The 22,346-nt window shown below is 73.3% G+C and carries 17 protein-coding genes; 6 read left to right on the top strand and 11 right to left on the bottom strand.

Going from position 1 to position 22,346, the window contains the following annotated elements:
• Positions 1 to 43: 43 nt before the first annotated feature.
• A complete protein-coding gene (locus tag ACFC8N_RS32635; protein ID WP_376292115.1) occupies positions 44 to 1,516 on the bottom strand; it encodes an APC family permease in 1,473 nt (490 codons plus the stop codon).
• 233 nt (positions 1,517 to 1,749) lie between these two features.
• On the opposite strand from ACFC8N_RS32635, the gene ACFC8N_RS32630 reads away from it, so the two are divergent.
• Together ACFC8N_RS32630 and ACFC8N_RS32625 are read left to right on the top strand one after the other, a co-directional pair.
• Positions 1,750 to 2,358: a TetR/AcrR family transcriptional regulator gene (locus tag ACFC8N_RS32630; RefSeq protein ID WP_376292112.1), complete on the top strand. Its 609-nt coding sequence runs from the start codon at positions 1,750 to 1,752 to the stop codon at positions 2,356 to 2,358.
• A gap of 51 nt (positions 2,359 to 2,409) precedes the next feature.
• Positions 2,410 to 2,670 carry a hypothetical protein gene (locus ACFC8N_RS32625; protein ID WP_356037023.1) on the top strand — a complete coding sequence of 87 codons (261 nt, stop codon included), beginning with the start codon at positions 2,410 to 2,412 and terminating at the stop codon, positions 2,668 to 2,670.
• A gap of 21 nt (positions 2,671 to 2,691) precedes the next feature.
• On the opposite strand, the gene ACFC8N_RS32620 is transcribed toward ACFC8N_RS32625, so the two are convergent.
• The 7 genes from ACFC8N_RS32620 to ACFC8N_RS32590 form a co-directional block, all read right to left on the bottom strand.
• A complete protein-coding gene (locus tag ACFC8N_RS32620) occupies positions 2,692 to 4,311 on the bottom strand; it encodes a N,N-dimethylformamidase beta subunit family domain-containing protein (protein ID WP_376292109.1) in 1,620 nt (539 codons plus the stop codon).
• A gap of 106 nt (positions 4,312 to 4,417) precedes the next feature.
• Positions 4,418 to 5,452 (bottom strand): hypothetical protein, encoded by a 1,035-nt coding sequence (locus ACFC8N_RS32615; RefSeq protein ID WP_376292106.1) that lies wholly within the window; start codon positions 5,450 to 5,452, stop codon positions 4,418 to 4,420.
• A 104-nt stretch (positions 5,453 to 5,556) separates the two neighbouring features.
• Positions 5,557 to 6,582 carry an aminoglycoside phosphotransferase family protein gene (locus tag ACFC8N_RS32610; RefSeq protein ID WP_376292103.1) on the bottom strand — a complete coding sequence of 342 codons (1,026 nt, stop codon included), beginning with the start codon at positions 6,580 to 6,582 and terminating at the stop codon, positions 5,557 to 5,559.
• Between the two features lie 117 nt (positions 6,583 to 6,699).
• Positions 6,700 to 8,499, bottom strand: a complete 1,800-nt coding sequence (locus tag ACFC8N_RS32605) for an alkaline phosphatase family protein (protein ID WP_362822820.1) — start codon at positions 8,497 to 8,499, stop codon at positions 6,700 to 6,702.
• Between the two features lie 227 nt (positions 8,500 to 8,726).
• Positions 8,727 to 9,953, bottom strand: coding sequence for an iron uptake transporter deferrochelatase/peroxidase subunit (gene efeB / locus ACFC8N_RS32600; RefSeq protein WP_376292100.1), 1,227 nt, complete (start codon positions 9,951 to 9,953; stop codon positions 8,727 to 8,729).
• Positions 9,950 to 11,161, bottom strand: coding sequence for an EfeM/EfeO family lipoprotein (locus tag ACFC8N_RS32595; RefSeq protein ID WP_376292097.1), 1,212 nt, complete (start codon positions 11,159 to 11,161; stop codon positions 9,950 to 9,952). Before ACFC8N_RS32595 ends, efeB begins: the two co-directional genes overlap by 4 nt.
• A 205-nt stretch (positions 11,162 to 11,366) precedes the next feature.
• A complete protein-coding gene (locus ACFC8N_RS32590; protein ID WP_356037038.1) occupies positions 11,367 to 12,146 on the bottom strand; it encodes a polysaccharide deacetylase family protein in 780 nt (259 codons plus the stop codon).
• A gap of 182 nt (positions 12,147 to 12,328) precedes the next feature.
• Between ACFC8N_RS32590 and pip the strand changes: the two genes are divergently transcribed.
• Together pip and ACFC8N_RS32580 are read left to right on the top strand one after the other, a co-directional pair.
• Complete coding sequence (pip, locus tag ACFC8N_RS32585; protein WP_376292094.1) at positions 12,329 to 13,342, top strand: prolyl aminopeptidase; 1,014 nt, start codon at positions 12,329 to 12,331, stop codon at positions 13,340 to 13,342.
• Positions 13,342 to 13,971, top strand: a complete 630-nt coding sequence (locus tag ACFC8N_RS32580; RefSeq protein ID WP_376292092.1) for a DinB family protein — start codon at positions 13,342 to 13,344, stop codon at positions 13,969 to 13,971. Before pip ends, ACFC8N_RS32580 begins: the two co-directional genes overlap by 1 nt.
• A gap of 23 nt (positions 13,972 to 13,994) precedes the next feature.
• On the opposite strand, the gene ACFC8N_RS32575 is transcribed toward ACFC8N_RS32580, so the two are convergent.
• Positions 13,995 to 14,267, bottom strand: coding sequence for a GNAT family N-acetyltransferase (locus tag ACFC8N_RS32575; protein ID WP_376292089.1), 273 nt, complete (start codon positions 14,265 to 14,267; stop codon positions 13,995 to 13,997).
• Positions 14,268 to 14,553: 286 nt separating this feature from the next.
• On the opposite strand from ACFC8N_RS32575, the gene ACFC8N_RS32570 reads away from it, so the two are divergent.
• Both ACFC8N_RS32570 and ACFC8N_RS32565 read left to right on the top strand, forming a co-directional pair.
• The gene (locus ACFC8N_RS32570; protein ID WP_376292087.1) at positions 14,554 to 17,046 is read left to right on the top strand and encodes a SpoIIE family protein phosphatase; all 2,493 of its coding nucleotides are present in this window, start codon (positions 14,554 to 14,556) and stop codon (positions 17,044 to 17,046) included.
• A gap of 108 nt (positions 17,047 to 17,154) precedes the next feature.
• Complete coding sequence (locus ACFC8N_RS32565) at positions 17,155 to 17,952, top strand: maleylpyruvate isomerase N-terminal domain-containing protein (protein WP_362822814.1); 798 nt, start codon at positions 17,155 to 17,157, stop codon at positions 17,950 to 17,952.
• Between the two features lie 3 nt (positions 17,953 to 17,955).
• Here the strand turns inward: ACFC8N_RS32565 and ACFC8N_RS32560 are convergent, their stop codons facing one another.
• Together ACFC8N_RS32560 and ACFC8N_RS32555 are read right to left on the bottom strand one after the other, a co-directional pair.
• Entirely contained in the window at positions 17,956 to 19,137 is a 1,182-nt protein-coding gene (locus ACFC8N_RS32560) for a PP2C family protein-serine/threonine phosphatase (RefSeq protein WP_376292085.1), read from the bottom strand.
• A gap of 201 nt (positions 19,138 to 19,338) precedes the next feature.
• Positions 19,339 to 22,278, bottom strand: a complete 2,940-nt coding sequence (locus ACFC8N_RS32555) for a lectin (RefSeq protein ID WP_376292082.1) — start codon at positions 22,276 to 22,278, stop codon at positions 19,339 to 19,341.
• Between the last annotated feature and the right edge of the window lie 68 nt (positions 22,279 to 22,346).

Below are 22,346 nucleotides of genomic sequence, written 5' to 3'. Positions count from 1 at the left end.
TGACAACTCCATTACGGATGGCGGGTGTTGACGGTGGTGGGGGTCAGTCGGCGGGTTCGGCGGCGAACCGCGCGTACACGTCCGGGCGGTGCCGGCGCAGCCACCGGGCCAGCGGCAGGCCGAGCAGGAAGACGGCCGGTGCCAGGACGACGAGGAGGGTGTTCACCGCCGGGGAGGCGCCGGTGAACAGGTCGATGTGGGCCACGACCAGCGTGATCGCGGTCGCCAGCAGCACGGCGGCGAGCACCGGTGCCACGACCGTGCGCACCCTGCCCTCCGTGTGGCGCACCCGCCGGAAGTAGCAGGGCACCGCGAGCGCCGCCAGCAACTGGAGCAGCAACAGGCCGATCATTCCCGGGGTGTTCACCCACAGGAGCAGTTGCTGGTACGGGTCGGCGTGCGCCGCCCAGAACGCGAGCACGACCACCGCGCCGAGCACGGTCTGGGCGAGACCGGCGAGGTAGGGGGAGCGGTGCCGGGGGTGGATCAGGCCGAGCCGGCGTGGCAGGACGCCCTCCTCGGCGAGGGCGAGGGCGTAGCGGTTGATGGCGTTGTGGAAGGCGAGCAGGGAGGCGATGACGCTGGTGACGATGAAGACGTGCATCAGGTCGGCGGCCCAGCCGCCCACATAGGTGGTGATCGCGGTGAAGAACAGCCCGGCCGGGTCCTTCCCGGCAGCGCGTACGACCTGGTCGTCGCCGAAGGCCTGGACGGCGATCCAGACGACGAACGCGTAGAACAGACCGAGGAATCCGACGGCGAGGTAGGTGGCGCGCGGGACGGTGCGCCCGGGGTCGCGGGCCTCGCGGCGGTAGATCACGGTCGACTCGAAGCCGGTGAACGCCGCGAAGGCGAAGGCGAGTACGGCCGCCATCCCGGGCACCAGCACGTGCGACGGCGCCAGCGACGCCGGGGACAGCCCGTGCGCGCCGCCCTTCACCAGCACCCCGCCCGCGAGCAGCACGAGTATGCCGGTCTCGGCGACGAGCAGCACGCCGAGCACCTTCGCCCCGAAGTCGATCGAGCGGTAGCCGCCGTAGCCGATGAGCAGGAGCCCGGCCAGCGAGACCGGCAGCCAGGGCACGTCGGCGCCGGTGAGGGTGTGCAGGGTGTCGCGGGCCGTGGTGGCGAGCAGGCCGTAGACGCCGATCTCCATGCCGTTGTAGCCGATCAGCGCGAGGAGGGCGGCGCCGATGCCGGCCGGCCGGCCGAGGCCCCGGGTGATGTAGGCGTAGAAGGCGCCGCCGCTGGTCACATGGCGGCTCATGGTGGTGAAGCCGACGGCGAAGACGGCGAGGGTGAGCCCGGCGAGCAGGTAGCCGACGGGCGCGCCGATCCCGCCGAGCAGGATCGCGAGCGGGGCGACCCCGGCCATGACGGTCAGGGGCGCGGCGGCGGAGACGACGAAGAAGGCGATGTCGGCGGTGCCGAGGGAACCGGGCCGGAGGCCGGGCGCGCCGGACGGCGCCCGCTCCTCGGGGAGGTCCTCCGGGAGTTCCGAGGTGGACACGGACATGCGGGGGAGCCCTTCTGGCGGCGGAGGGGAGGGGGTCCCGGTGGTGGGGCGTCCGGGTTCGCGGGCGCCGGCGGGCGCGACGGGGTGGGCGGGGCGCGCCGGCGTCTCCCGGTGCCCGAGAGGGATGGCGGGCGCCCGGAGCCGTAAACCTAAAGGCTTTCGGTTTTCGCAATGTAACCTGCCGTTGGGCATCCGGGAAGACCCCGGGCGGACCTCAGGGAGAGACGACGACCATGGGACGGCCGCGCACACCGCTCCTCGACCGCGAGCGCATCACCACGACGGCGCTCCAACTGATCGACGAGAGCGGCGACTTCAGCGTCCCGCAGATCGCCCGTCGGCTCGGCGCCCAGACCGGCTCGGTGTACCACCATGTGGACGGCCGCGACGGCATAGTGGAACTGCTGCGCGAGCGCGTCGCTTCGGCGATCGATCCGGGCACCCTGGAGCTGACTCCGTGGGACGGGGCCCTGGAGGCCTGGGCCCGCTCCTACCGCGCCGCCTTCGCCGCGCACCCCCGGGCCATCCCGCTGCTCATGACCTCGCCGGTCCGTGCGCCCCGGGTCCTCGCGCAGTACGAGCGTGCGGTGAGCCTGCTGCTCGCGGCCGGTTTCGGCCATGCGCAGATCATGCCGCTGATCATCGCCCTGGAGAACCTGGTGCTGGGCTCCGCCCTCGACCTCGCCGCGCCGGAGACCATGTGGGAGCTGACGGACCACGCGCCGACCCCGCGCCTCGCGCAGGTGCTCGCCGCGGTGGGCGAGGGCCGTGCCGACCGTGCCTTCGAGGTGGGGCTGACGGCGTTCCTGAACCACGCGCGGGCGCTGCGCGAGGACGGCTGAGGGCGCTTCGCGAGCGTGGTTACCGGCGAGTTTCCCAGTACCGCCAGTAACATGATCACCTTGGCTCCGGTGTTACTCGTCAGTCAACCAGGCGTCGTCCCGCGTGACGCGCCCTGCCCGGAGATCTCCATGTCCTCTTCCCACGAAGCGCTGGAAAACGCGCGCCTCACCTATGAGCAGCACGTGCGGACGTGCCGTCAGTGCCAGGCCGACGGTGCCGCCTGTGCCGTGGCCAAGCTTCACCTGCGGGCCTACAACAACGCCCGCAGGGAGCACATGCGGTCGGGCGGACAGGGCATCGCGACCGGCTGAGCAGTTCTGCCTGACGTCACGTCAGGTGTCGTACACCGCACGCACGTTGGCCCGCGGCCGCGGGGCGTGCCGGGCCGCCGGTCCACGGGCGAACGTGCGCAGGAGGTTCTCCGTGGTGCGGGTGACGAAGTCCCGGGTGCGGCCGTCCATCCCGTGGTCGCCGCCGAGCACGCCGGTCCCGGCCACCAGGCCCTCCACCCAGCGCATGGTCCCGGTCGCGAACACACCCGACCCGGCGGCGGTCGTGTAGTAGGCCGAGTCGCTGTGGCTGGGCCGCCCGCCGCACACCAGCGGCGAGTGCGCGGTGATCTCCAGCGGGCCGGGCGTCGGTGCGCCGGGCGTCACCCGGTCGTACTCGACGCCGACGAGATGCGCGAAGCCCTCGCCGGAGCGCACACCGGTGCCCTCGTACAGCCAGTGGTCGGCGGCCCGGACCGCATAGGGCGCGTCGACCGGATAGCCCTCGTAGAGCACCCCGGTCAGCGAGGACTCGGGGTCGGGCGCGGGCGGCAGGCGGTAGTCGGTGGTGACCAGCGCCGGCCGCGAGCCGTAGAGGGGATCGGCGCGGCAGTCGGACTTGTAGCAGACCACCGTACGGTCGTCCGCCCCGTCCCCCGCCGCGAGCCGGATCCGCCGGAAACACGTGTTGGCGCCGAGGAAGGCGATGTTGGTCCCCGCGTCCCGGGCCGCGGTGACATGGGCCCGCTGCTCGGGCGTCCAGTACTCGTCGTGCCCCAGGCAGACGACCGCGTGCGCGCCTCGCAGCACGCCCGGATCCCGGTGGACGTCGATGCCCGTGCTGTAGGCGAGCGGGACGCCCAGCCGCTCGGCCAGCACCACCAGCGCCCGCTCGTACACCAGGAACTTCTCGGCGCCGTCGGCGTCGTAGGGCCGGTCGAAGCTCACCGCGAGGGACCGCGTGGCGTACGCCCCGGACGCACCGGCGTACAGACTGCTGCCGCCCCAGCGGTTGTACGCCTGCCAGGTCGCCGGCGCGTGCAGCAGGACCGTACGGCCCGCACCCTCGGTGGAGCGGACGATCAGCGGCACGTACCGCTGGTGGCCGGTGTCCGCCTCCAGCCGCAGCAGATACGCGCCCTCCGGCCAGCCCGTGGTGTCCACGGTCAGTGCCGCCGGCCAGTCCGCGCGCACGGTGCGGGTGGCGGGCAGGACGCGCGGGGCCGGCCGGGCACGGCCGGGGATGCGCCGCGACGCCCAGATCCGGCGGGCCTGCCGGCCGCCGTACCAGCCGACCCGGAACGCGGACACCCGGAACGACGCGGCGGTGGTCGACACATGCAGCGCGAAGGTCTCGCCCGGGGTCACGCTCACCCGGTCCGCGTACCCGGCCACCGCGTCCGCCGGGCCCGTCGAGCCCAGCCGCCAGTCGGCCGTACCCGGCGCGTCCCGCTCCGACTCGGGGCGCAGTCGTCCGCCGGGGGAGGCGCCGGGGCGCGTGTGCGGAGGTGCGGCCGTGCACGCGGCGGCTGTGCCGAGGCCGAGGCCCGCGCACACGGTCAGGAAGCTCCGGCGGCCGAGACCGGAGCCGTCGCGCGCGGGTGTGGGGCCGGGTTCCAGGGCCACGTCACCTCCCGGATGCGCCCGTGCCGGATACGTCTGTGCCGGATACGTCCGATACATCCGTGCTCCAGCGTCCGGGAGCTCACCCGTCCGGCGCAACCGCAGGGCGGCGCCGACGCGGGAACGCCGGGGCCGGGTGCGTCCGTACGGGTGACGGCAGGTCCCGTCAGGTACGGAAGCCGACGTGCACGTGGTCGTGGTGGGTGGCGTCGCTGAAGAACTGGTCGGCGCCGCCGCCGGACAACAGCACCGGGCCGCCCACGTTGTACGACCCGGCGGCGGCCGCGTCCCGCATGAACCGCTCGATCAGGGAGCGCGGGGTCGCCGGGTCGACGACCGCGTGCCCGTCGATGCGCCACACGTCGAAGGCCCGCCCGCGCGGATGGTCGCTGGGCCGGCCGGTGCCGAACACGTCCAGCGGATGCCCGGAGCGGACCACGCTCACCTCCAGCCGGTACGTCCGCGCCAGCGCGAGCATCGCCTGCGCCACGCTGCTGTGCACCTGACCGCTGCGCAGGTCGGCCGCGGCGGCGGGCGGCAGCACGATCCGGTCGTCGGCCAGCGCCGCGCGGACGTCCGAGGCCAGTGAGCGGGCCGCAGGTCCGGGCCGCGCCGGATGCAGCGCGTCGACCGTCCAGGCACCCCCGGACGCGGAGAGCCGCACGTCGAGCGTCGTCCCGCCGGCCCGCACCGTGCCGCCGTGCCGGGTCCACTGCCGGCAGACCACCAGCACACTGGCGGACCGGGAGAGGATCCCGCCGTACTGGGCGTCCACGACCTGAAGGGCCGCCTGGTCGGCCGTCGGCAGCAGCGGGCCGGCCTGCCCGACGAGTCCGCTCGGCAGCCCGAGCGCCGCGACCCGCGCCCGGGCCGCCGCCGCTCCGCCCCGCCCGGCGGCCCAGGCGCCGATGGCCTCCACCAGTTGTACGGCCCGCAGCTTGGCCGCCGGCTGCACCTCGGCCGAGGTCGGACGCCAGGGTGTGGTGTGCGGCAGAGCGGAGGAGGCCGAGGCGGGTGACGGGGACGAGGAGGCGGGCGCGGGCCGCGATGCCGACGGTGCCGGTGTGCCGGACTGCCGCGCCGTGCGGGACGCAGGCTGCGGCGTGTGACGGGAGCAGCCCGCGACCGCGATGCCGGCCAGGGACACGAGTACGGCCCGGCGGCCGGGCGGGGGAGCCGCGGGCACGGGAGTGCGGGTCATACGGTCCAGTGTCCGCCGTGGGCGGGGCGTGGGCGAGGGCAGGCGCGGGTCCGGCTCGCGGCGGGACCCTGGAGCAGGCCGTCCCGCGTTGACGGGGTGGCCGGTCAACGTGCCGGGAACGGCGGCTCGTTGAGGAGTTCCAGCAAGGACTGCGCGCCCTGGGCGGCGACCGGGGGCGGGCCCGACGGGCCGGGGAAGACCCGGCCCCAGGACGCGGCACGGCTCAGGGCGCTCAGCCGCCACCCGAGCCGGGCCGCGCGCCGCAGGTCCGCCGGGGTGCGGCCGGGCCCCGCCCACGGCTCCAGATAGGCGTCGAGCAGCCGCGGCAGGACGTCCGGGCCGTACCGCGCCATCGCCTTCTCGGCGGGGATCCGCAGGCTGCAGAACGGGTGCGAGACGGCCGCGTCGCCCCAGTCGAAGAAGGTGAACCGGTCCGGCGCGGGCCGGAAGAGCTGGCCGTCGTGCAGGTCCGCGTGGTCGAGGGTGTCCTCGATGCCGAGGGACGCGAGTTCGGCACACCAGTGCGCGAGGCGGGGCCGCAGCCGCTCCAGCCGGGCGCGCGCCTGCGGTTCCAGCGCCGACGCCCCGGCGAGCAGCCGGTCGAAGACCTCGGGCAGAGCGGCGGTCCGGGCGCAGGGCACTCCCAGTCGCTCGATCTCGCCCGCGTACGGGACCAGCGCCCGCTGCATGCGCGCGTACTGGCCCAACAGCCGCTCCCAGACGAGCGGTTCGACCGCGGCCCGGGACAGCGCGGTCCGCAGCAGCTCGCCCCCGTCGGGCAGCAGCACCCACGCGCGCCCGGCGTCGACCGCCAGCGGCTCCAGCACGTGCTCCGGCACCCAGCGGGCCAGCGCGGCCGTCAGCGGGCCCTCGAAGGCACTGGCCGGCGGATTGGCCTTGAACCAGACCGCGCCCGGCCCCTCGGCACCACGCCCGTCGACGGGCACCCGCACCAGCACCGACCACGGTCGCAGCCGCACCGCGAGGTCACCGCTCACCCGCAGCCCTCGCTCGGCGAGCCGCTCCTTCACCCAGTCGAGCGCCGAGGCCCGCCAGGGCTCCTGCTCCCACGGAGTCACCGCGTCCGCGTAGGCTCCCCGGTCGACGGTGACCGAACGCCGTTGTCGCATCGTCACCACACCATCCCACCAGCACGAACGCCCCATGGCCAGCCATTTTCCCGCTCGGCCGCCGGTATGCGGACGCGCCCCCGGTCACCGACCGGGGGCGCGTCGTCATGCGATGGATCAGGCGCGCTGCTTGCGGCGCAGCGTCAGGTACGTGCCGGTCGCGCCCGCGGCCAGCAGGGCGCCCACGCCGAGGCCGACCGGGAGGGTCGGGAAGCCGGAGGCGTCCGTCGTGGCGGCGGCGTTCTGCATCGCCGGGCCCGGGGTGATGCTGGTGCTCACCGGGGCGACGTACCGGACCGGGCCGACGTGCTTGACCGACCCGTCGGAGTTCAGCAGCACCTGCTTGTCGTTCGGGTGCCGGAAGTCGAACATGCCGGACAGGGAGCCCGCCGTGGCGTCGAAGGAGTGGTCACCGATGCGGCCGGTCTTCCAGTTGTCCTCGATGAAGCGGGTGATGGACGCCTGGTCGGTCAGCGTGTGGTCGACCTTGTTCACCTTGCTGTACGGCGAGACGACGAGCAGCGGCTGCCGGGTGCCGGGGCCGCAGCGGTCGGCGTAACCGCCGGCGGCCTTCGGGCCCTTCTGGCAGGCGGGGCTGTCGGTCGCCTTGCCGTTGGAGGCGGTCGCGGAGTCCGTCGAGCCGTTCTTCGGGGTGACGTAGGCGTGGTCGTACCAGCCGTCGGAGTCGTCGTAGGCGACCACGATCGCGGTGGACTTCCACTGCGGCGAGCTCTGGATCGCGTTGATCTCGTTGACCAGGAAGTGCTGCTCGTCGGTCGGGTCCGAGTAGCCGGCGTGGCCGTCCTGGTACTCGCCGGCCTTCAGGAAGCTGACGGACGGGAGCTTGCCCGCCTTGAGCGCGGCGGAGAAGTCGGTCAGGTCGTAGTTGTGGTTGGCCTGACCGTTGTGGCCGATCTCGGAGACGGACTTCGGCGCCAGGTGGTGCGGGTTGGCCGTCGACTTGTAGTACGAGAACGGGTTGTGGTGCGGGCTGTAGTCCGACACGGCCGCGCCGCCCACGTTGGTGTGCGTGGTGTCGCACTTCGCGTACGAGCCGGACGCGCCGTTCCACGCGGTCGAGGGACGGAAGCCGCCCTGGAACCAGCCCCAGGTCACCTTCTTGCCGTTGAGCAGGTCACCGATGTTCCTGCCCTGCAGCGACGCCAGCGCGTTGGTGCTCGTGTGGTCCTTGCCGGAGCAGTCGTCCCAGGCCGGGTCGGGGTCGTTGATGACCGTGCCGACACCCTTGGCGTCGGGCGACTGGATGGCGTACGCGTCCGGCTTCGCGGTCTGCTGCCCGGTCTTGGGGTCGATGGAGACCGCGCCGTGCGTGTTGCCCGAGATCAGGTTCAGGGCACCCGGCGTGGACGGGCCGTAGTTCGAGCTGTAGGACCGGTCGCTCAGCGCGTAGTGCTGGGCGTAGTTCCACAGGCCGGTGACGGTGTTGCCGTCGTAGTAGTCCATCGCCAGGCCCGGCTCGCCGAACAGGCCGCCGCTGCACTTGTCGACCTCGGTGTTCTGCACGAACTGGTCGGCCTTGCCGCCGTTGTACGCGTACTGCTCGGCCCCGTACGAGTGGTTCTGGTCGCAGGTCATCGCCTGCGACGGCGAGAGCCGCTTCGGTGCGTACTGGTTCGGGTTCTTCGTCAGCAGACCCGCGTGGGCAAGGGTGTCGATGTCCTTGGGGGTGTTCTTCGACGCCGTGAACTTGGTGCCGTCGGTGTTGGCGGCCTTCGGGTAGGTCGCGAAGTAGTGGTCGAACGAGATGTTCTCGTCGAACAGCACGACCACGTGCTTGATCGGCGTGGCGGTCGAGGAATGCCCGCCGTGCGTCTCGGGCGCCGCGGCCCAACCGGGCGCGTTGCTGCCGAGCACGGTGAGCGCGGCGGCGCCCGCGAGCGCTCCCAGGCTCCGCATAGCGGCTCGTCTTCCTCTGCTGGCCATGATGGTCAACCCCTCCGGACAGAACGTCTGTACGTCGTACGAGCACGGATGCTGTGCCTGTCGCGCGGCGCGCCGGCGGAGCCATGATGGCCTGCGAGTGAACACCGAGTCATGGATGTTGGGGCAAAACTTGACTGTGTGTTGACCCTACGGGCCGCCAAGTTGTCCGGACAGGTTCGGCCGGGCGGAGCGCGGCGGGTTCAGCCGAGCAGGGCCCGTCCGTACCAGTCGGCCGCGTCCCGTACGCCGGGCAGGGCGAAGAAGTAGCCGCCGCCGAACGGCTTGATGTAGTCCGTCAACGGCTCGCCCGCCAGCCGGTGTTGCACGGTCTCGAACTGCCGCTTGAGGTCCTGCTGGTAGCAGCAGAACAGCAGGCCCATGTCGAGGTTGCCGTTGGCGTCCATGCCCCGGTCGTAGTTGTAGGCACGGCGCAGCAGGCGCTGGTCGGCGGTGGCGGGTGTGCGCGGGTTGGCCAGGCGGATGTGCGCGTCCAGCGGGATGACGTCACCCTTGGGGTCGTCCGCGTACTTCGGTGTGTCGTGCTCGTGGTCGCCGTCCAGCGGTGCGCCGGAGACCCGGGCGCGGCCGAACATCCGCTCCTGCTCGCCTAGCGAGACCCGGTCCCAGAACTCCACCAGCATGCGGATCAGCCGCACCACCTGATAGCTGCCGCCGACCGCCCACTCCGGCTCGCCCGCGCCCGTGCCGACCCAGATCAGCCGGTTCATCTCCCGGGCGCTCGTGGCGTCCGGGTTGGCGGTGCCGTCCTTGAAGCCCAGCAGGTTGCGCGGGGTGCCCGACGGGCGGGGCGGACTGCTGAAGCCGTCCAGCCGCCAGCGCACCTGGAGAGCGCCCCGGGTGTGCCGGGCGATGTCCCGCAGCGCGTGCAGCGTGGTGTCCGGGTCGTCGGCGTGCAGGTGCAGGCTGAGGTCGCCGTGGCACCAGTCCGCCCGGAGGTCGTCGTCCGGGAAGGCGGGCATCGCGGTCAGCCGCCGGGGCCTGCGGGCCGCGAGCCCGTACCGGTCGTCGAAGAGCGAGGCGCCGACGCCCACGGTGACGGCCAGCCGGCCTGCGGGCAGTCGGTCACCGAGGACCCCCGAGTCGGCGGGCGGACCGGTGATGCCGACGGGCGCCGGTGTTCCGCCGGCGGTGAGGAAGCGGGCCCGGTCGGTCAATGTGCGCAGCACGTCGGCGAGTTCGGCGCGCGACTCGGCGGTCACGTCCAGGGACGCGAAGACGCTGGTACGGCGCGGGGCGGCGATCGCCGATGCCTGGTGCACCCCGTGGAAGGGAGCGATCGCGTCCGGCGTGGCGGCGGTGGTCTCCGGTGCGGCCGCGGCACTCGTGGCGAGACCGGCCCCCGCCAGGGCGGCACCCCGCAGGAAGCCGCGCCGGGCCAGGCCGTCGGGTCGTCCGTCGCCGCTCACACGGTCCTCCGCGGGTCGCACAGGGTGGCCACCGACGCCAGTCGCTCCACCAGATCTCCGAGGACCGCGTCGCCCTGCTCCCGCTGGGCGCGGGTCAGTTCGTCGAGCGAGGTCCAGCCGTCACCCTTCCGGAAGCCGTCGAGGGTGTGCTGGGCCCGGTCCAACTCCTTGTCCAGGCCCGGCAGATCGGCGTACCGGGTGGTCAGCAGCGGGCGCAGCCGGGACAGCACCTCGCGGGTGCCGTCGAGGTTGGCGCGGGCGGTGGCGAGGTTGCTGCCGCTGCCGTAGTCGGTGCGGCCGGTCAGCTCGAACTGCACGGTGTTCTCCAGGATCTCGTGCGCGCGCAGCCCCAGTTGGGCCGGGTCCATCCGGGTCTGCGACCAAGTGTCGCGCAGCCCCGTCACGGCCTTGACCAGCGCCGTCGCCGGGGCGCGCAGCCCGTCGGCCGACTCGCCGTGCCACAGCCCGTACTCGATCCGGTGGAACCCGGCGAATCCCTTGTCGTGCACCCCGCCGGCGAGCCCCGCGTCCGTGCCGTTGACCTGCGCGTCCGCGTCCCCGAATGCGTCGTAGGCGGCCCCGAGGCGCTCGTACTCCAGATGTGCGGGCAGCCAGTCCGTGCGGGCGGTGGCGAGGTCGCCGCCGTCGATGTCCCGCTGCAGCCGCGTGGTCAGCCGGACGACGTCGTCGAGTCCGCCGCCGACCCACTTCTGGTAGGCGAGGGCGGGCGGGATGAGGTCGTGTTCGGTGACCGGGGCCGCACCCGGGCCGCGCTGCCCCGAAGCGATGTGCACGGTGGGCCCGGTGACCGCGTCGGCGTCGTCCGGGACGCACTTGAACGCGTACGCCCCCTTGCCCAGCCGCACGGTCAACTGCCGTGTCGTGCCGGGCCCGATGCCCTCCACCTCGCCGTACACCGCATGGCTGGCCGGATCTTCGAGATAGACCTCGGCGGCGCCGTCGGAGGAGTTGTGCAGATCGAAGGTGCGCACCCCGGGCCCGGGCCGGGTCCAGCCCCTGCCGCAGTGGCTCTGCGACACGTCGATCACGGTGTGCCGGGTCGCGTCGGCGCCGGTGTGGCCGCCGCCGGGCCCGTCCCCGGGGGACAGCGCCAGGGCCGTGCCCGCGAGGGCCACGGAGAGGGCGACGAACACGACGGGTGCCGTCCGGAGACGAACGGACCGCGTGCCGAGGCGAGGCAACGGCATGGCGAGCCTTTCCGGAACGACGTGTGCAGTGGCCTCATGGTAGGCGTCGCTCCGGATCCGAACAGCCGCACCCAGGAATCGGTGGCCAAGATTTCGCCCTGGGTTCACCAGGGTGTTCCCGGACGTGATCGCAGGCCATCGGGCGTGGCCGCCCGCTACGGCGGCCCGTCCAGCGGCCCGTCCAGCGGCCCGTCCAGCGGCCCGTTCAGCGGACCGGGAAGCCGAAGGAGTAGCCCTGCTGCTTCAGCTGCGGCAGCAGGATGCGCAGCGCGGCCACGGTCTGCGAGCGCTCGCCGCCCGCGTCGTGGAACAGGATCGTCGGGCCGTTGGACAGCTCGCCGCGGACGGTGGCCACGATGGTCTGGGTGCCCGGCCGCTCGAAGTCCTTGGAGTCCACGTTCCAGCCGAGCGGCCGCATCCCGTGCGCGGCGGCGAGCTCCCGGCTGTACGGCGTGAACGCACCGCCCGGGGCCCGGTAGTACATCGGCCGGACGCCACCGGACGCCTTGGTGATCTGCTGCTCGGCGTCCAGGATCTGCTGCGACTGGTAGGCCTCGGACTTCTTGTCCATCGTGGTGTCGTGCGACACCGTGTGGTCGCACAGCCGGTGCCCGGCCGCCACCACCTGGCGGACCAGGTCCGGGTGCGCCTGCGCCTGCGGGCCGATCATGCAGAACGTCGCCTTCACCCCGTTCTCGCGCAGCACTTGGAGCACCTGCGGGGTCCACACCGGGTCCGGACCGTCGTCGATGGTGATGTTGACCGCGTGCGCGCCGCCGTCCGAGGCGTGGGCGATGTCGGGGGACACGGTGACCGACGTCGGTGCGGTGTGCCGCGCCGAGGCACCCGGCGCCGCCGCCGCGCTGCCGCCCGACGACTGACCGGCCTGCGCGGTCCACACCGAGGTGGCGGCGGCGACCGCGGTCACGCCGACCGCCGCTGCGATCATCCGGCCGTACCAACCCCGCCCGTTGTGCCGCGCCATGTCCGCCCCTGTTCTGTTTCCGTGTCGTACCGCCGAGTTCCTGTGCACCTGTCAGGACGGGCCGGGTTGATCACGGGATCCCTCTGTTACCGATCACGGACAATTCCGGGGCGCTTCCGCGACAGAGCGGACCGAGCGTATATCCCCGAGCGGCACGCTCCCGCCTGCGCTACGGTGCCCGGATGCCTCTGTATCCGGAGCTCGAACCGTACGAGAACGGCATGCTCGACGTGGGCGACGGCAACCACGTCCACTGGGAGACCTGCGGCAACCCCGACGGCAAGCCCGCCGTCGTCCTGCACGGCGGCCCCGGGTCCGGCAGCACCCCGTACTTCCGGCGGCTGTTCGACCCGGCCGCCTACCGGATCGTCCTGCTCGACCAGCGCGGCAGCGGCCGCTCGATCCCGCACGCGAGCCGCCCCGACACCGACATGAGTGTCAACACGACGGGCCAACTCATCACCGATCTTGAGGAGTTGCGCCGTCACCTGGGCATCGACCGGTGGCTCGTGTGGGGTGTCTCCTTCGGGTCGGTGCTCGGACTGCGCTACGCCCAGACCCACCCGGGCGTCGTCTCGGAACTCGTGCTGACCGGGGTCGCCACCGGATCGGACGCCGAGGTCGAGCTGTTGACCCGGGGGCTCGGCCGGATCTTCCCCGAGGCCTTCGAACGGTTCCGGTCCGCGGTGCCCGAGGGCGAGCGCGACGGCAACCTCGCCGCCGCCTACAACCGGCTGCTCGAATCGCCCGACCCCGAGGTGCGGGAGCGCGCCGCACGGGCCTGGACCGACTGGGAGACGGCCGTGATCCCCGCACCGCCGCGCTCGGTCACCCGCTACGAAGACCCCGTGTTCCGCATGGGGTTCGCCCGCACCGTCACGCACTACTGGGGCAACGGCCACTTCCTCGGCGGGGGTGCGGGCGGGGGCGAGGCCGCGAGCGGCGACGGTGTGATCCTGCGCGACGCGCACCTGCTCAAGGGCATCCCCGGCACGCTCGTCCAGGGCGAACTCGACTTCGGCAACCTCCTCGGCATCGTCTGGCGGCTCCATCACGCCTGGCCCGACAGCGAGTTGGTGATCGTGGGCGACACCGGGCACAACGCCGGGGCGGCGGGCGTGGCCGAGGCGGTGGTGGCGGCCACCGACCGGTACGCCCGCGGCCCGGCGCCGGTCCGTCCCACGAGGAGGCACTGATGACGACACCACCGCCCCGACTGCGGCCGCTGCTCGACCAGTTCGACTTCGCCCGCGAGCGGCTCCTGCGCCGGCTGACCGGACCCGTCATGGACAGCGGCGACGGCACGGACACCCGGGTCGAACCCCTCACCGACGAGGAGTACTTCTGGGAACCCGTCCCCGGCTGCTGGTCCGTCCGCCGGCGCGCGGACGGGCCCGGACCCCGCGCGACCCTCCTGGCGGGCGGCGGCACCTGGGGGCGGGATGCCGCGGCCTACCCGCATCCGTGGCCGCCGCCGGTCACGACCCTCGCCTGGCGCCTGAGCCATCTCACCGAAATGCTGGCCCTCCGCACCGACCACACCGCCGGAAGCCGCTCGGCGACCCGGGAGGAGCATCCCGTCGACGGGGACGCCGCCGGGGCCGTCGCGGCCTTCGCGGACGGCGCCGCCGCCTGGCGTCAGGCCCTGCTGGGCGCGGACGACGCGGCCCTGGACACGGTGGGGTACTGCGGCTACCCGTACGGCAGCGACGCGGAGGAGCCGTTCCTCGACATCGTGTGGTGGGTCAACCAGGAAGTCCTGCACCACGGCGCCGAGATCGCGCTCCTGCGCGACCTCTACCGCGCGGGCCGGCCGGCGACCTGACCGCAGCACGCGGGGGCTCGGGGTCACACTTCCAGCGACACGTACAGCCGGGTGCCGCCCAGCCGGAAGCCGACCCTCCCGTACACGCGGCGCGAGCCGCCGCCCGAGTACTCCGGCCACACCGACCGCGTGCCCCGGCCGAGCGGGGGCGCGGCCGGGTCGTGGGTGACCGCGGCGGCGACGCCCCGGCCCCGGCGCGCCGGGACGGTGCCGACGCCCACCGCCTCCGCGGTGCCCCCGGCGGGCGCCGAGCGGACGGCCCCGCCGGCACAGCCGTCGGCCGCGTCGCGGGTCACCGCCGCCCTCCCCGGTGCGCCGCAGCCGTGCCGCGCCCTGCGGCGACGGCGGGAACTCACCGCCGAAGGCCTCGGAGAGCGCGGTGTGGTCCGCGTCGGCGCCGGGCCGCTCCGCCTCCGTACGGACCTCCGCGAGCGAGGCGGGCCGTGTGCGGGACAGGCGTCGCCCCGCCCGGCGCCTCGGTGGAGATCGTCCGCGCCGGCCGGGGCAGCCGGCCCCCGCTGTCCACCGGTTGCCTGCACACCGGCGGACAAGCACGCTCATAGTGGTGTAAGGGTGGAATCGATGGAACCAGCGCGACAGGGCGGCGCCGCATCGCCGGCGGTGAGACCGGGCGATCTGTTCGACGCGTCCACCGACGCGACCGCGGTGATCTCGGAACACGGCGTCGTGGTCGGCTGGACCCGCTGCGCGACGGCACTGCTCGGCTACCCGGAACGGGAGGTCGTCGGGCGCTCCGCCGCGCCCTTGCTGGCCATGCCCGAGGACCCGGCCCGGCTCGCCGGCATCGTGGAGCGGTGCCTCGCCGGAAACGGCTGGAGCGGGCGGATCACCGTACGCCACCGGGACGGCCGCGCCTTCGACGTCGAGCTGCGCGTCTCCGCCTCCTTCCGGGTGGGCGCGGACGCGTGCTTCCTGGTGTCGGCGCGGGAACGGCACCGGCAGTGGACCATGGGCCAGTCCGTCCTCGACGGTTTCCTCACCCGCTCCCCGGTCGGCATGGCCGTCATGGACCGCGAGCTGCGCTACGTGTGGCTGAACGACACCCTGGAGCACTTCGGCGGGGTGCCCCGTGAGGAGCGGCTGGGACGGCGCCTGAACGAGCTGCTCCCGGGACTTCAGGCAGAGGCCCTGGAGGGGCTGATGCGCAAGGTGTTCGCGACGGGACTGCCGGTCACCGACTACGAGTACGAGGGCTGGAGCTGGGCCGATCCGCACCGCCGGCACGCCTACTCGACCTCGTTCTTCCCCCTCGTCGACGCCGACGCCGCCATCACCGGCGTCTGCTACATGGTCCAGGACGTCACCGAGCGCTGGCACGCCCGGCAGTTGCTGACGCTGGTCAGCGAGGCCGGCACGAGCATCGGCCGGACGCTCGACGTGGTGGCCACCGCAGAGGAACTCGCCGACTTCGCCGTCCCCCGCTTCGCCGACTTCGTCGTGGTCGACCTGCTGGAGCCCGTGCTCAGCACCGAGGGCCACGGCGCCTGGCTGCCCGACGCCGGCCCCGCGCCCGCCAAGCCGCTGATGTGCCGCGCGGCGATGCGCTCGGTGCGCGAGGGCTGCCCCGAGGCCGTCGCCCAGGTCGGCGACACCGTCGACTTCGTCCCGCCGCCGTACGACGCGAACCTGCTGATCGACGGCGAACCGCTGCTCATCCCGGTCCTCGACCCCGCCGACGAGCAGTGGGTCACCCGGGAGCCCCTGCGGGCGGAGCGGATCCGGCAGTACGGCCTGCACTCGCTCATCGCCGCGCCGATGCGGGCCCGCAACACCGTCCTCGGCCTCACCACCTTCGCCCGCACCCTCAACCCGGTCTCCTTCGGCCCCGACGACGTCCTGGTCGCCCGCGAGCTGGTGGCCCGTGCGGCGGTGTGCGTGGACAACGCCCGCCGCTACACCAGGGAACACACCGCGGCCGTCACGCTCCAGCGCAGCCTGCTGCCCCCGACGCTGTCCGGCGGCACCGCACTCGACGTGGCCTCCACCTATCTGCCGGCGGACCTGTCCGGCGGCGTCGGCGGCGACTGGTTCGACGTGATCCCGCTGTCCGGCGCCCGGGTGGGCCTCGTCGTCGGCGACGTGGTCGGCCACGGCATCACCGCGGCGGCCAGCATGGGCCGGCTCCGGACGGCGGTGCAGACCCTCGCCGAGATGGAGATGCCCCCCGACGAAGTGCTCGCCCACCTCGACGACCTGGTGCTCCGGCTGAGCGACGCGGAGACCGCCGCCGGCGCGGCGGCCCGCTCCACGACCACCTTCATCGGCGCGACCTGCCTCTACGCCGTCTACGACCCGGTCAGCCGACGCTGCACGATGGCCCGGGCCGGGCACCCGCCGCCCGTGGTCGTCACCCCCGACGGCGAGGCCGGCTTCCCGGAGATCCCCGCCGGGCCTCCGCTCGGGCTGGGCGGCATGTCGTTCGAGGCCACCGAGATCGAACTGGCCGAGAACAGCCTGCTCGGGCTCTACACCGACGGCCTCATCGAGGGCCCCGACCACGACGTGGAGCGGGGCATGGCCCGCCTGTGCGCGGTCCTCGCCCGCACCGGGGACGACCTGGGCGCGCTGTGCGCGTCCGCCGTGCGGCAGCTCGTGCCCGTGCCCCAGCCCGACGACATCGCGCTCCTGCTCACCCGCACCCACGTCCTCGGCGCGGACCGGGTCGCCTCCTGGGAGGTGCCGCCCGACCCGGCCGCCGTCGGCGACCTGCGCGCCCGGGCCATCCGGCAGATGCGCGACTGGGGCCTGGAGGAGCTGGCCCTGACGACCGAGCTCGTGGTGAGCGAACTCGTCACCAACGCCATCCGCTACGCCGCACCGCCCATCCGCCTCCGGCTGCTCCACGACGCCCGCCTCACCTGCGAGGTCTCCGACGCCAGCAGCACCGCGCCCCGGCTGCGGCACGCCCGCAGCACCGACGAGGGCGGCCGCGGGCTCTTCCTGGTCGCCCAGCTCGCCCTGCGCTGGGGCGCCCGCTACACGGACCAGGGCAAGATCATCTGGGCCGAACAGGACATCCCGGATCCCCTCCCCGATCCGCCCCCTGACCCGTGATTTGCCTTGGAGTGGACTCCAGGCGCCAGACTGTCGCCGACGCGACATCCGTACCGGACATCCGTACCGGACATCCGTACCGAGAACAGAACAGGACGGCGGCAGCCGATGGCAGCGACCAGCGGGCAGGGACACCCCCTGCCGTACGACACCTACCGCGAGGCCGTCGCCCGCGAGACCCTGCGTTTCGCCGCGGCGGTCGAGGACGCCGACCTCGCGAGCGCCGTGCCGGCCTGCCCCGGCTGGACGCTCGCCGACCTCACCCGGCACGTGGGCTCCCTCCAGCGCTGGTTCGCCGCGCTGCTGACCCAGCGCGTGCAGGAGCCGCCGCGCAGCCGCGACGTGGAGCTGGGGCTACCCGAGGACGAGCGGGAGTGGCCCGGCTGGGTGGCCGCCGGGGAGCAGGCCGTCGCGGCCGTCCTGCGGGACACCGACCCCGAGGCGCCGATGTGGGTCTGGGGCGCGGACCGCCGCGCGGGGTTCTGGGCGCGCCGGATGCTCTTCGAGACGCTGGTGCACCGGGTCGACGCGGAGCAGGCCGTGGGCGGTCGGGCGGGTGCGGAGGCGGACATCGAGCCGGCCCTCGCGGCGGACGGCGTGGACGAGTTCCTGGTCAACCTGCCCTACGCGGGCCTCTTCGCCCCCGGTGTGACCAAGCTGCGCGGCGACGGCGAGACGCTCGCGTTCGTGAGCACGGACACCGGCGAGGAGTGGCGGGTGCGCCTGGACCCGGACGGGTTCCGCCCGGTGCCGCGGGAGGACGCCGAGGCGACGGCGGTCGTGCGCGCCCCGGCTGCCGGCCTCCTGCTGCTCCTCTACGGCCGCCGCTCGTACCAGGAGCCGGGCTACGACGTCTCGGGACCGACCGCGGTCCTCGACAACTGGTTCGCCCACACCGCCTTCTGACGCTCACTCGGCCGTCGGCGGCGGGGCCGTCGTCGGCGGCTCGCCCGGCAGCAGGCACACCGCGAGGGCCGCGGTGTCGTCCTGGAGGCCGTGGTGCCCGTAGGCGAGCAGGTCGTCGTGGAGGCGCGCGAGCAACTCCACGGGCGGCAGCGGGCCCCAGGAGCGCACGCGCTCGGCCAGGGGATAGAACCTGCCCGACGCGTCCCGGGTCTCCGTGACACCGTCGGTGTACAGCAGCAGCTGATCGCCGGGCCAGAACGGGTAGACGTCGACGTGGTACGGGTTCGGGACCAGCATGCCGACGTTCAGCGGCGGCGCCGACCGCCCGCTGTCCAGCTCGCCCACCTCGCCGGCCCGCAGGCACAGCGGCGGCGGATGGCCGCAGTTGACGACGTAGACGAGTCCGCCGTCGGCCGGGATCTCGGCGAAGACCGCGGTGACGAACCGCTCGACGGTCTCGTCCCCGCCGAGCCGCTCCGCCCTGCGGGCCATGCTCGTCTCCATCCGGGCGGCGAGCGTGGCCAGGTCGGGTTCCTCGTACGCGGCCTCGCGGAACGCGCCGAGCAGGGTGGCGGCGGTCTCCACCGCGAGCAGTCCCTTGCCGCGCACGTCTCCGATGAGCAGGCGGACCCCGAAGCCGGTGGGGACGGCCTCGAAGAGGTCACCGCCGATCCGGGCCTCCGCGGCGGCCGAGAGGTAGAGGCTCTCCAGCTGAAGGTGCCCGATCCGGTGCGGCACCGGCCGCAGCAGGACGCGCTGCGCGATGTCGGCCACGAACCGGACGTCGGCGAGGGTGCGCTCGCGCCGGATCCGGTGGGCGGCCAGGACCGTGCCGAGGGCGCCCACCAGGGCCGTACAGATGTAGGAGGCGACGTAGTGCCGGTCCCACAGATAGCCGACGGACCGGCCCGCGCAGCACGGGGTGCCGGCCAGCACCCCCTCGAAGACCACGGAGAACACCGTGGCCACGGCGACGCCGACGGGACCGTAGGCGAAGGCCGCGAGCAGGGGTACGGCGATCAGCGCGTAGCTCACCGGCCAGTCAACCGGCGTCACGGGCTCCACGGCCAGTAAAGCCGCCACCCACAGGACCGGCAGCCAGCGCAGCCACAGGGGAGCCGTCGGCAGCCGAGTCCGCGGGTCGCCGAAGCTGTCCGACTCCCGGTCGGCGGGTTCCCGGCTCATCCGTCGCTCCGGGGCACGGACGATCCGGCTTCGGCCCCGCGGTGTGCCGTCTCTTCGGAGGGACGGCACACCTGACGGTTCGGCCTACGTGGTTCTCGCACCCGGACTCCTGTGTCACACGACCTCGACAGCCCTCCAGCCTGGCGGGTCGTGCCCCGGAATCCCGGCCATTGCTCCACCGGGCGGCATGTTCCGGACGGCTCAGCCGGTGCCGAAGCCGATCGCGAAGACGTGCAGCCCGCCGGAGGCGACGTCGGACGGCAGCCGCACGGCGGCGACCGTCCTGCCCGCGGCCAGCGCCACCGGCTTGGTGGCGAACACGTAGGTCGTGGTGGGGTCGGACGACGTGCCGGTCTGGTTGCGGTAGGACGTGGTCACCGCGATGGTGTTGTCCGCGAGCGGCGAGGCGCTGCCCGCCGCCAGCGTCCAGTCGGAGAAGGCCAGGGGCACCGACTGGGTCGTGCCGTCCGTGTACGTCACGGTCGCGGTGCCGGAGGCCGGGCCGTTGTTGGCGGCGCCCAGGAAGGAGATGGCGCCGGAGCCCGACACCCGTACCGTCTGCCCGTTCGCCACGTAGTTGTCCGCGGCGCCGGCCGCCGCCTTCGGCCAGGCGAAGGTGACCCCGCCGGCCGCGACCTTCGCGCCCGGGGTGACACCCTGTCCGGCCAGGGCGCGCGCCGAGTAGCTGAAGCCCGCGCCGTCGAAGTTCGCCGAGCCGGCCGCGGTGTCTGCGGAGGTGCCCACGTCGGTGTACGACGGCGCGCCGGGGTAGGAGCGCGGCGCGGCGGATGCGTCCGACGCCCACGAGGTGTTGGCGGAGGTGCCCAGCACATACGTGAGGGTGCCGCCGCCGGTGAGGGCGCCGTCGGGTGCGTGCGCCGCGTTCCACGCAGTGCCGTTCCAGGTGGCCGACTGGACGTAGGGGGCGTCGTCGGCGGCACCGGTTCCGTTGACCGTGAGGGTGTGGCCGGACGGCAGGGTGATCACGGCCTGGGTGAACAGCGGGCTGCCGAGGGCCAGATCGGCGGTGCCCGGGGTCTCGGGGTACATGCCGAGGGCGGACCACACGTACCACGAGCTCATCTCGCCCAGGTCGTCGTTGCCGGCCAGGCCCGACGGGCTGTCGGTCCAGATCTGGTCCTGGACCTGCCGGACCACCGCCTGCGTCCGGTACGGCCGGCCGATGTAGTCGTACTCCCAGGGGATGTTGAGGCTGGGCTCGTTGCCCAGGTTGGTGTAGCCGCCGGCCCCGGTCAGCGAGGACAGGTCCTGGTCCAGGAACTTCGCCAGCGCCGCGTCGCCGCCCATGGCGGTGGCCAGGCCGCGCACGTTGAACGGCACCATCGGCGTGTACTGCCAGGAGTCGCCCTCGACGAAGTTCTTGCCCGAGGTCGGTGAGAAGCCCGAGGTCCAGGTGCCCGAGGCGTCGCGCGGCTGGACGAAGCCGCTGCCGTAGTGGAACAGGTTCTGCCAGTCCTGGGCCCGGTTCGCGAAACGCTGCTGGTCGGCGCCGTGGCCGAGGGCTCCGGCGAGCGCGGACAGGGCGAAGTCCGCCGAGTCGTACTCCAGCGTGGTGGACGCGGGGCCGTAGAAGTTGCAGCAGCCGTACTTGCCGTTGCTGGGCAACCGGCCGGTCTGTTCCAGGTAGTTGAGGCCCGGGCGGTTGTTGTTGGCCGTGGTGGCCTCCGCGATCAGACCGTTGAGGGCGGCGGCGGTGTCGAAGCCGCGGGCGCCGAAGGCGTAGTAGTCGGCGATGATCTCGTCCGCGGGGTCGCCGACCATCACGTACGTCTCGCCGTTGTTCTCCGACCACTTGGGGAACAGCCCGGTCTGGCGGTAGTCGTCGACCATCGACTGCGCGGTGTCGGAGGCGGCCTTCGGCGCGATCAGGGCTTCGAGCTGGGCCTGCGAGCGGTAGACGTCCCAGCCGGAGTAGTTGGCGTAGGCGGCGGTGTGTCCCTTGTCGACGGTGTGGGGCTTGCCGTCGAAGCCGGGGTAGTGGCGGTCGGTGTCGCTGATGACGTTCGGGTGCAGCAGGGCGTGGTAGAGCGCCGTGTAGAAGACGGTCTGCCAGGCCGCCGTGCCGCCCGCGATCCGCACCCGGCCGAGGAGCGACTTCCAGGAGGTGTGCGCCGCGTCGCGCACCGTGGCGAAGCTCCAGCCGGGGTTCTCCGCCGTGCGGTTGCCTACCGCGCCGGCGGCCGACACGTACGAGATGCCGACCTTGGCCTGAACGGTGCGGTGGGCGGAGGTGTCGAATGTGACGTAGCCGTCGGTGCCGCTCGCGGCTTTGGCGAAGGAGTGGGCCGGGCCGGGGACGACGCCGTGCAGCACGGGCTTGTTCGGCGCCTCGGGGGTGCCGGCCGGGACGTCGGTGCGCGGCGTGGTGGGCGCGGCGGCGGCCGGGGCGGTGCCGCTGTGCTTGAACGGCTGGTCGAAGACCATGTCGAAGTAGACGGTGTAGGAGTTGCCCTCGCCGCAGAAGTTGCCGCTCGTGACGCTGCCGCGCACTTCCTTGCTGTTCACCACGTGGAACTGGGCTGCGGTGTCACCGTTTTGACTGTTCGTCAGTTTGAACAGGAGGTTCGCCTGGCTGGTGGCCGGGAAGGTGAAGCGCGCCATGCCGCTGCGGGTGGTCGCGGTCAGCTCCGTCTTGACGCCGTTGTCCAGCGACACCGTGTACGAGCCCGGGGAGGCGGACTCGTGGGCGTGCGAGAAGCTGTCCGTGGCGCGGGCGTCCACCGTGCCGAGGGTCGGCAGGACCGGGATGTCGCCGCCCGCCCGGCACCCCGGTCCGGCGATGTGGGTGAGGCCGAAGCCGGTGATGGCCGAGTCGTTGTACTCGTAGCCGCCGCCGTCCGGCTTGTGCGGGGTGTCGGGGCTCCACTGGACCATCCCGAACGGGGTGTCGGCGCCGGGGAAGTCGTCCGCGGCGTTCGAGGTCCCGATGAAGGGGTTCACGAGGGAGGCGGGGTCGGCGACCAGCCGGGGCGCGCCCGCGGCGGCGTGCGCGGGAGCTGCGGCGACGCCCACCACGAGGGCGCCGACGGCCAGTACGGACGGGAGTCGGAAGGGCGGCAGAACGCGGGCCGGGAACAGGCGAGTTCTGCCGTCTGCTCTGAGTCGGGTGGATCGAGTCATCGTGACCGTGTCCCTTCGACAACGTTGTCCCGAAAGCTGGCGCCTTCCGTCCCTGCTGTCAAGGACGC

Origin of the sequence: Streptomyces sp. NPDC055966 (assembly GCF_042269865.1) — a bacterium.
Lineage (GTDB): Bacteria > Actinomycetota > Actinomycetes > Streptomycetales > Streptomycetaceae > Streptomyces.
This window is presented reverse-complemented; position numbering and strand designations above follow the sequence as displayed.

Bases quoted from the DNA above. Each gene is read 5' to 3' on its own strand.
- ACFC8N_RS32560 (WP_376292085.1), bottom strand. From the start codon at position 19,137: ATGAGCCGGGAACCCGCCGACCGGGAGTCGGACAGCTTCGGCGACCCG.
- ACFC8N_RS32625 (WP_356037023.1), top strand. From the start codon at position 2,410: ATGATCACCTTGGCTCCGGTGTTACTCGTCAGTCAACCAGGCGTCGTC.
- ACFC8N_RS32630 (WP_376292112.1), top strand. From the start codon at position 1,750: ATGGGACGGCCGCGCACACCGCTCCTCGACCGCGAGCGCATCACCACG.
- ACFC8N_RS32570 (WP_376292087.1), top strand. From the start codon at position 14,554: ATGGAACCAGCGCGACAGGGCGGCGCCGCATCGCCGGCGGTGAGACCG.
- ACFC8N_RS32615 (WP_376292106.1), bottom strand. From the start codon at position 5,452: ATGACCCGCACTCCCGTGCCCGCGGCTCCCCCGCCCGGCCGCCGGGCC.
- ACFC8N_RS32580 (WP_376292092.1), top strand. From the start codon at position 13,342: ATGACGACACCACCGCCCCGACTGCGGCCGCTGCTCGACCAGTTCGAC.
- ACFC8N_RS32565 (WP_362822814.1), top strand. From the start codon at position 17,155: ATGGCAGCGACCAGCGGGCAGGGACACCCCCTGCCGTACGACACCTAC.
- ACFC8N_RS32610 (WP_376292103.1), bottom strand. From the start codon at position 6,582: ATGCGACAACGGCGTTCGGTCACCGTCGACCGGGGAGCCTACGCGGAC.
- ACFC8N_RS32555 (WP_376292082.1), bottom strand. From the start codon at position 22,278: ATGACTCGATCCACCCGACTCAGAGCAGACGGCAGAACTCGCCTGTTC.
- ACFC8N_RS32595 (WP_376292097.1), bottom strand. From the start codon at position 11,161: ATGCCGTTGCCTCGCCTCGGCACGCGGTCCGTTCGTCTCCGGACGGCA.
- ACFC8N_RS32590 (WP_356037038.1), bottom strand. From the start codon at position 12,146: ATGGCGCGGCACAACGGGCGGGGTTGGTACGGCCGGATGATCGCAGCG.
- ACFC8N_RS32620 (WP_376292109.1), bottom strand. From the start codon at position 4,311: ATGTATCGGACGTATCCGGCACAGACGTATCCGGCACGGGCGCATCCG.
- ACFC8N_RS32605 (WP_362822820.1), bottom strand. From the start codon at position 8,499: ATGCGGAGCCTGGGAGCGCTCGCGGGCGCCGCCGCGCTCACCGTGCTC.
- pip (WP_376292094.1), top strand. From the start codon at position 12,329: ATGCCTCTGTATCCGGAGCTCGAACCGTACGAGAACGGCATGCTCGAC.
- ACFC8N_RS32635 (WP_376292115.1), bottom strand. From the start codon at position 1,516: ATGTCCGTGTCCACCTCGGAACTCCCGGAGGACCTCCCCGAGGAGCGG.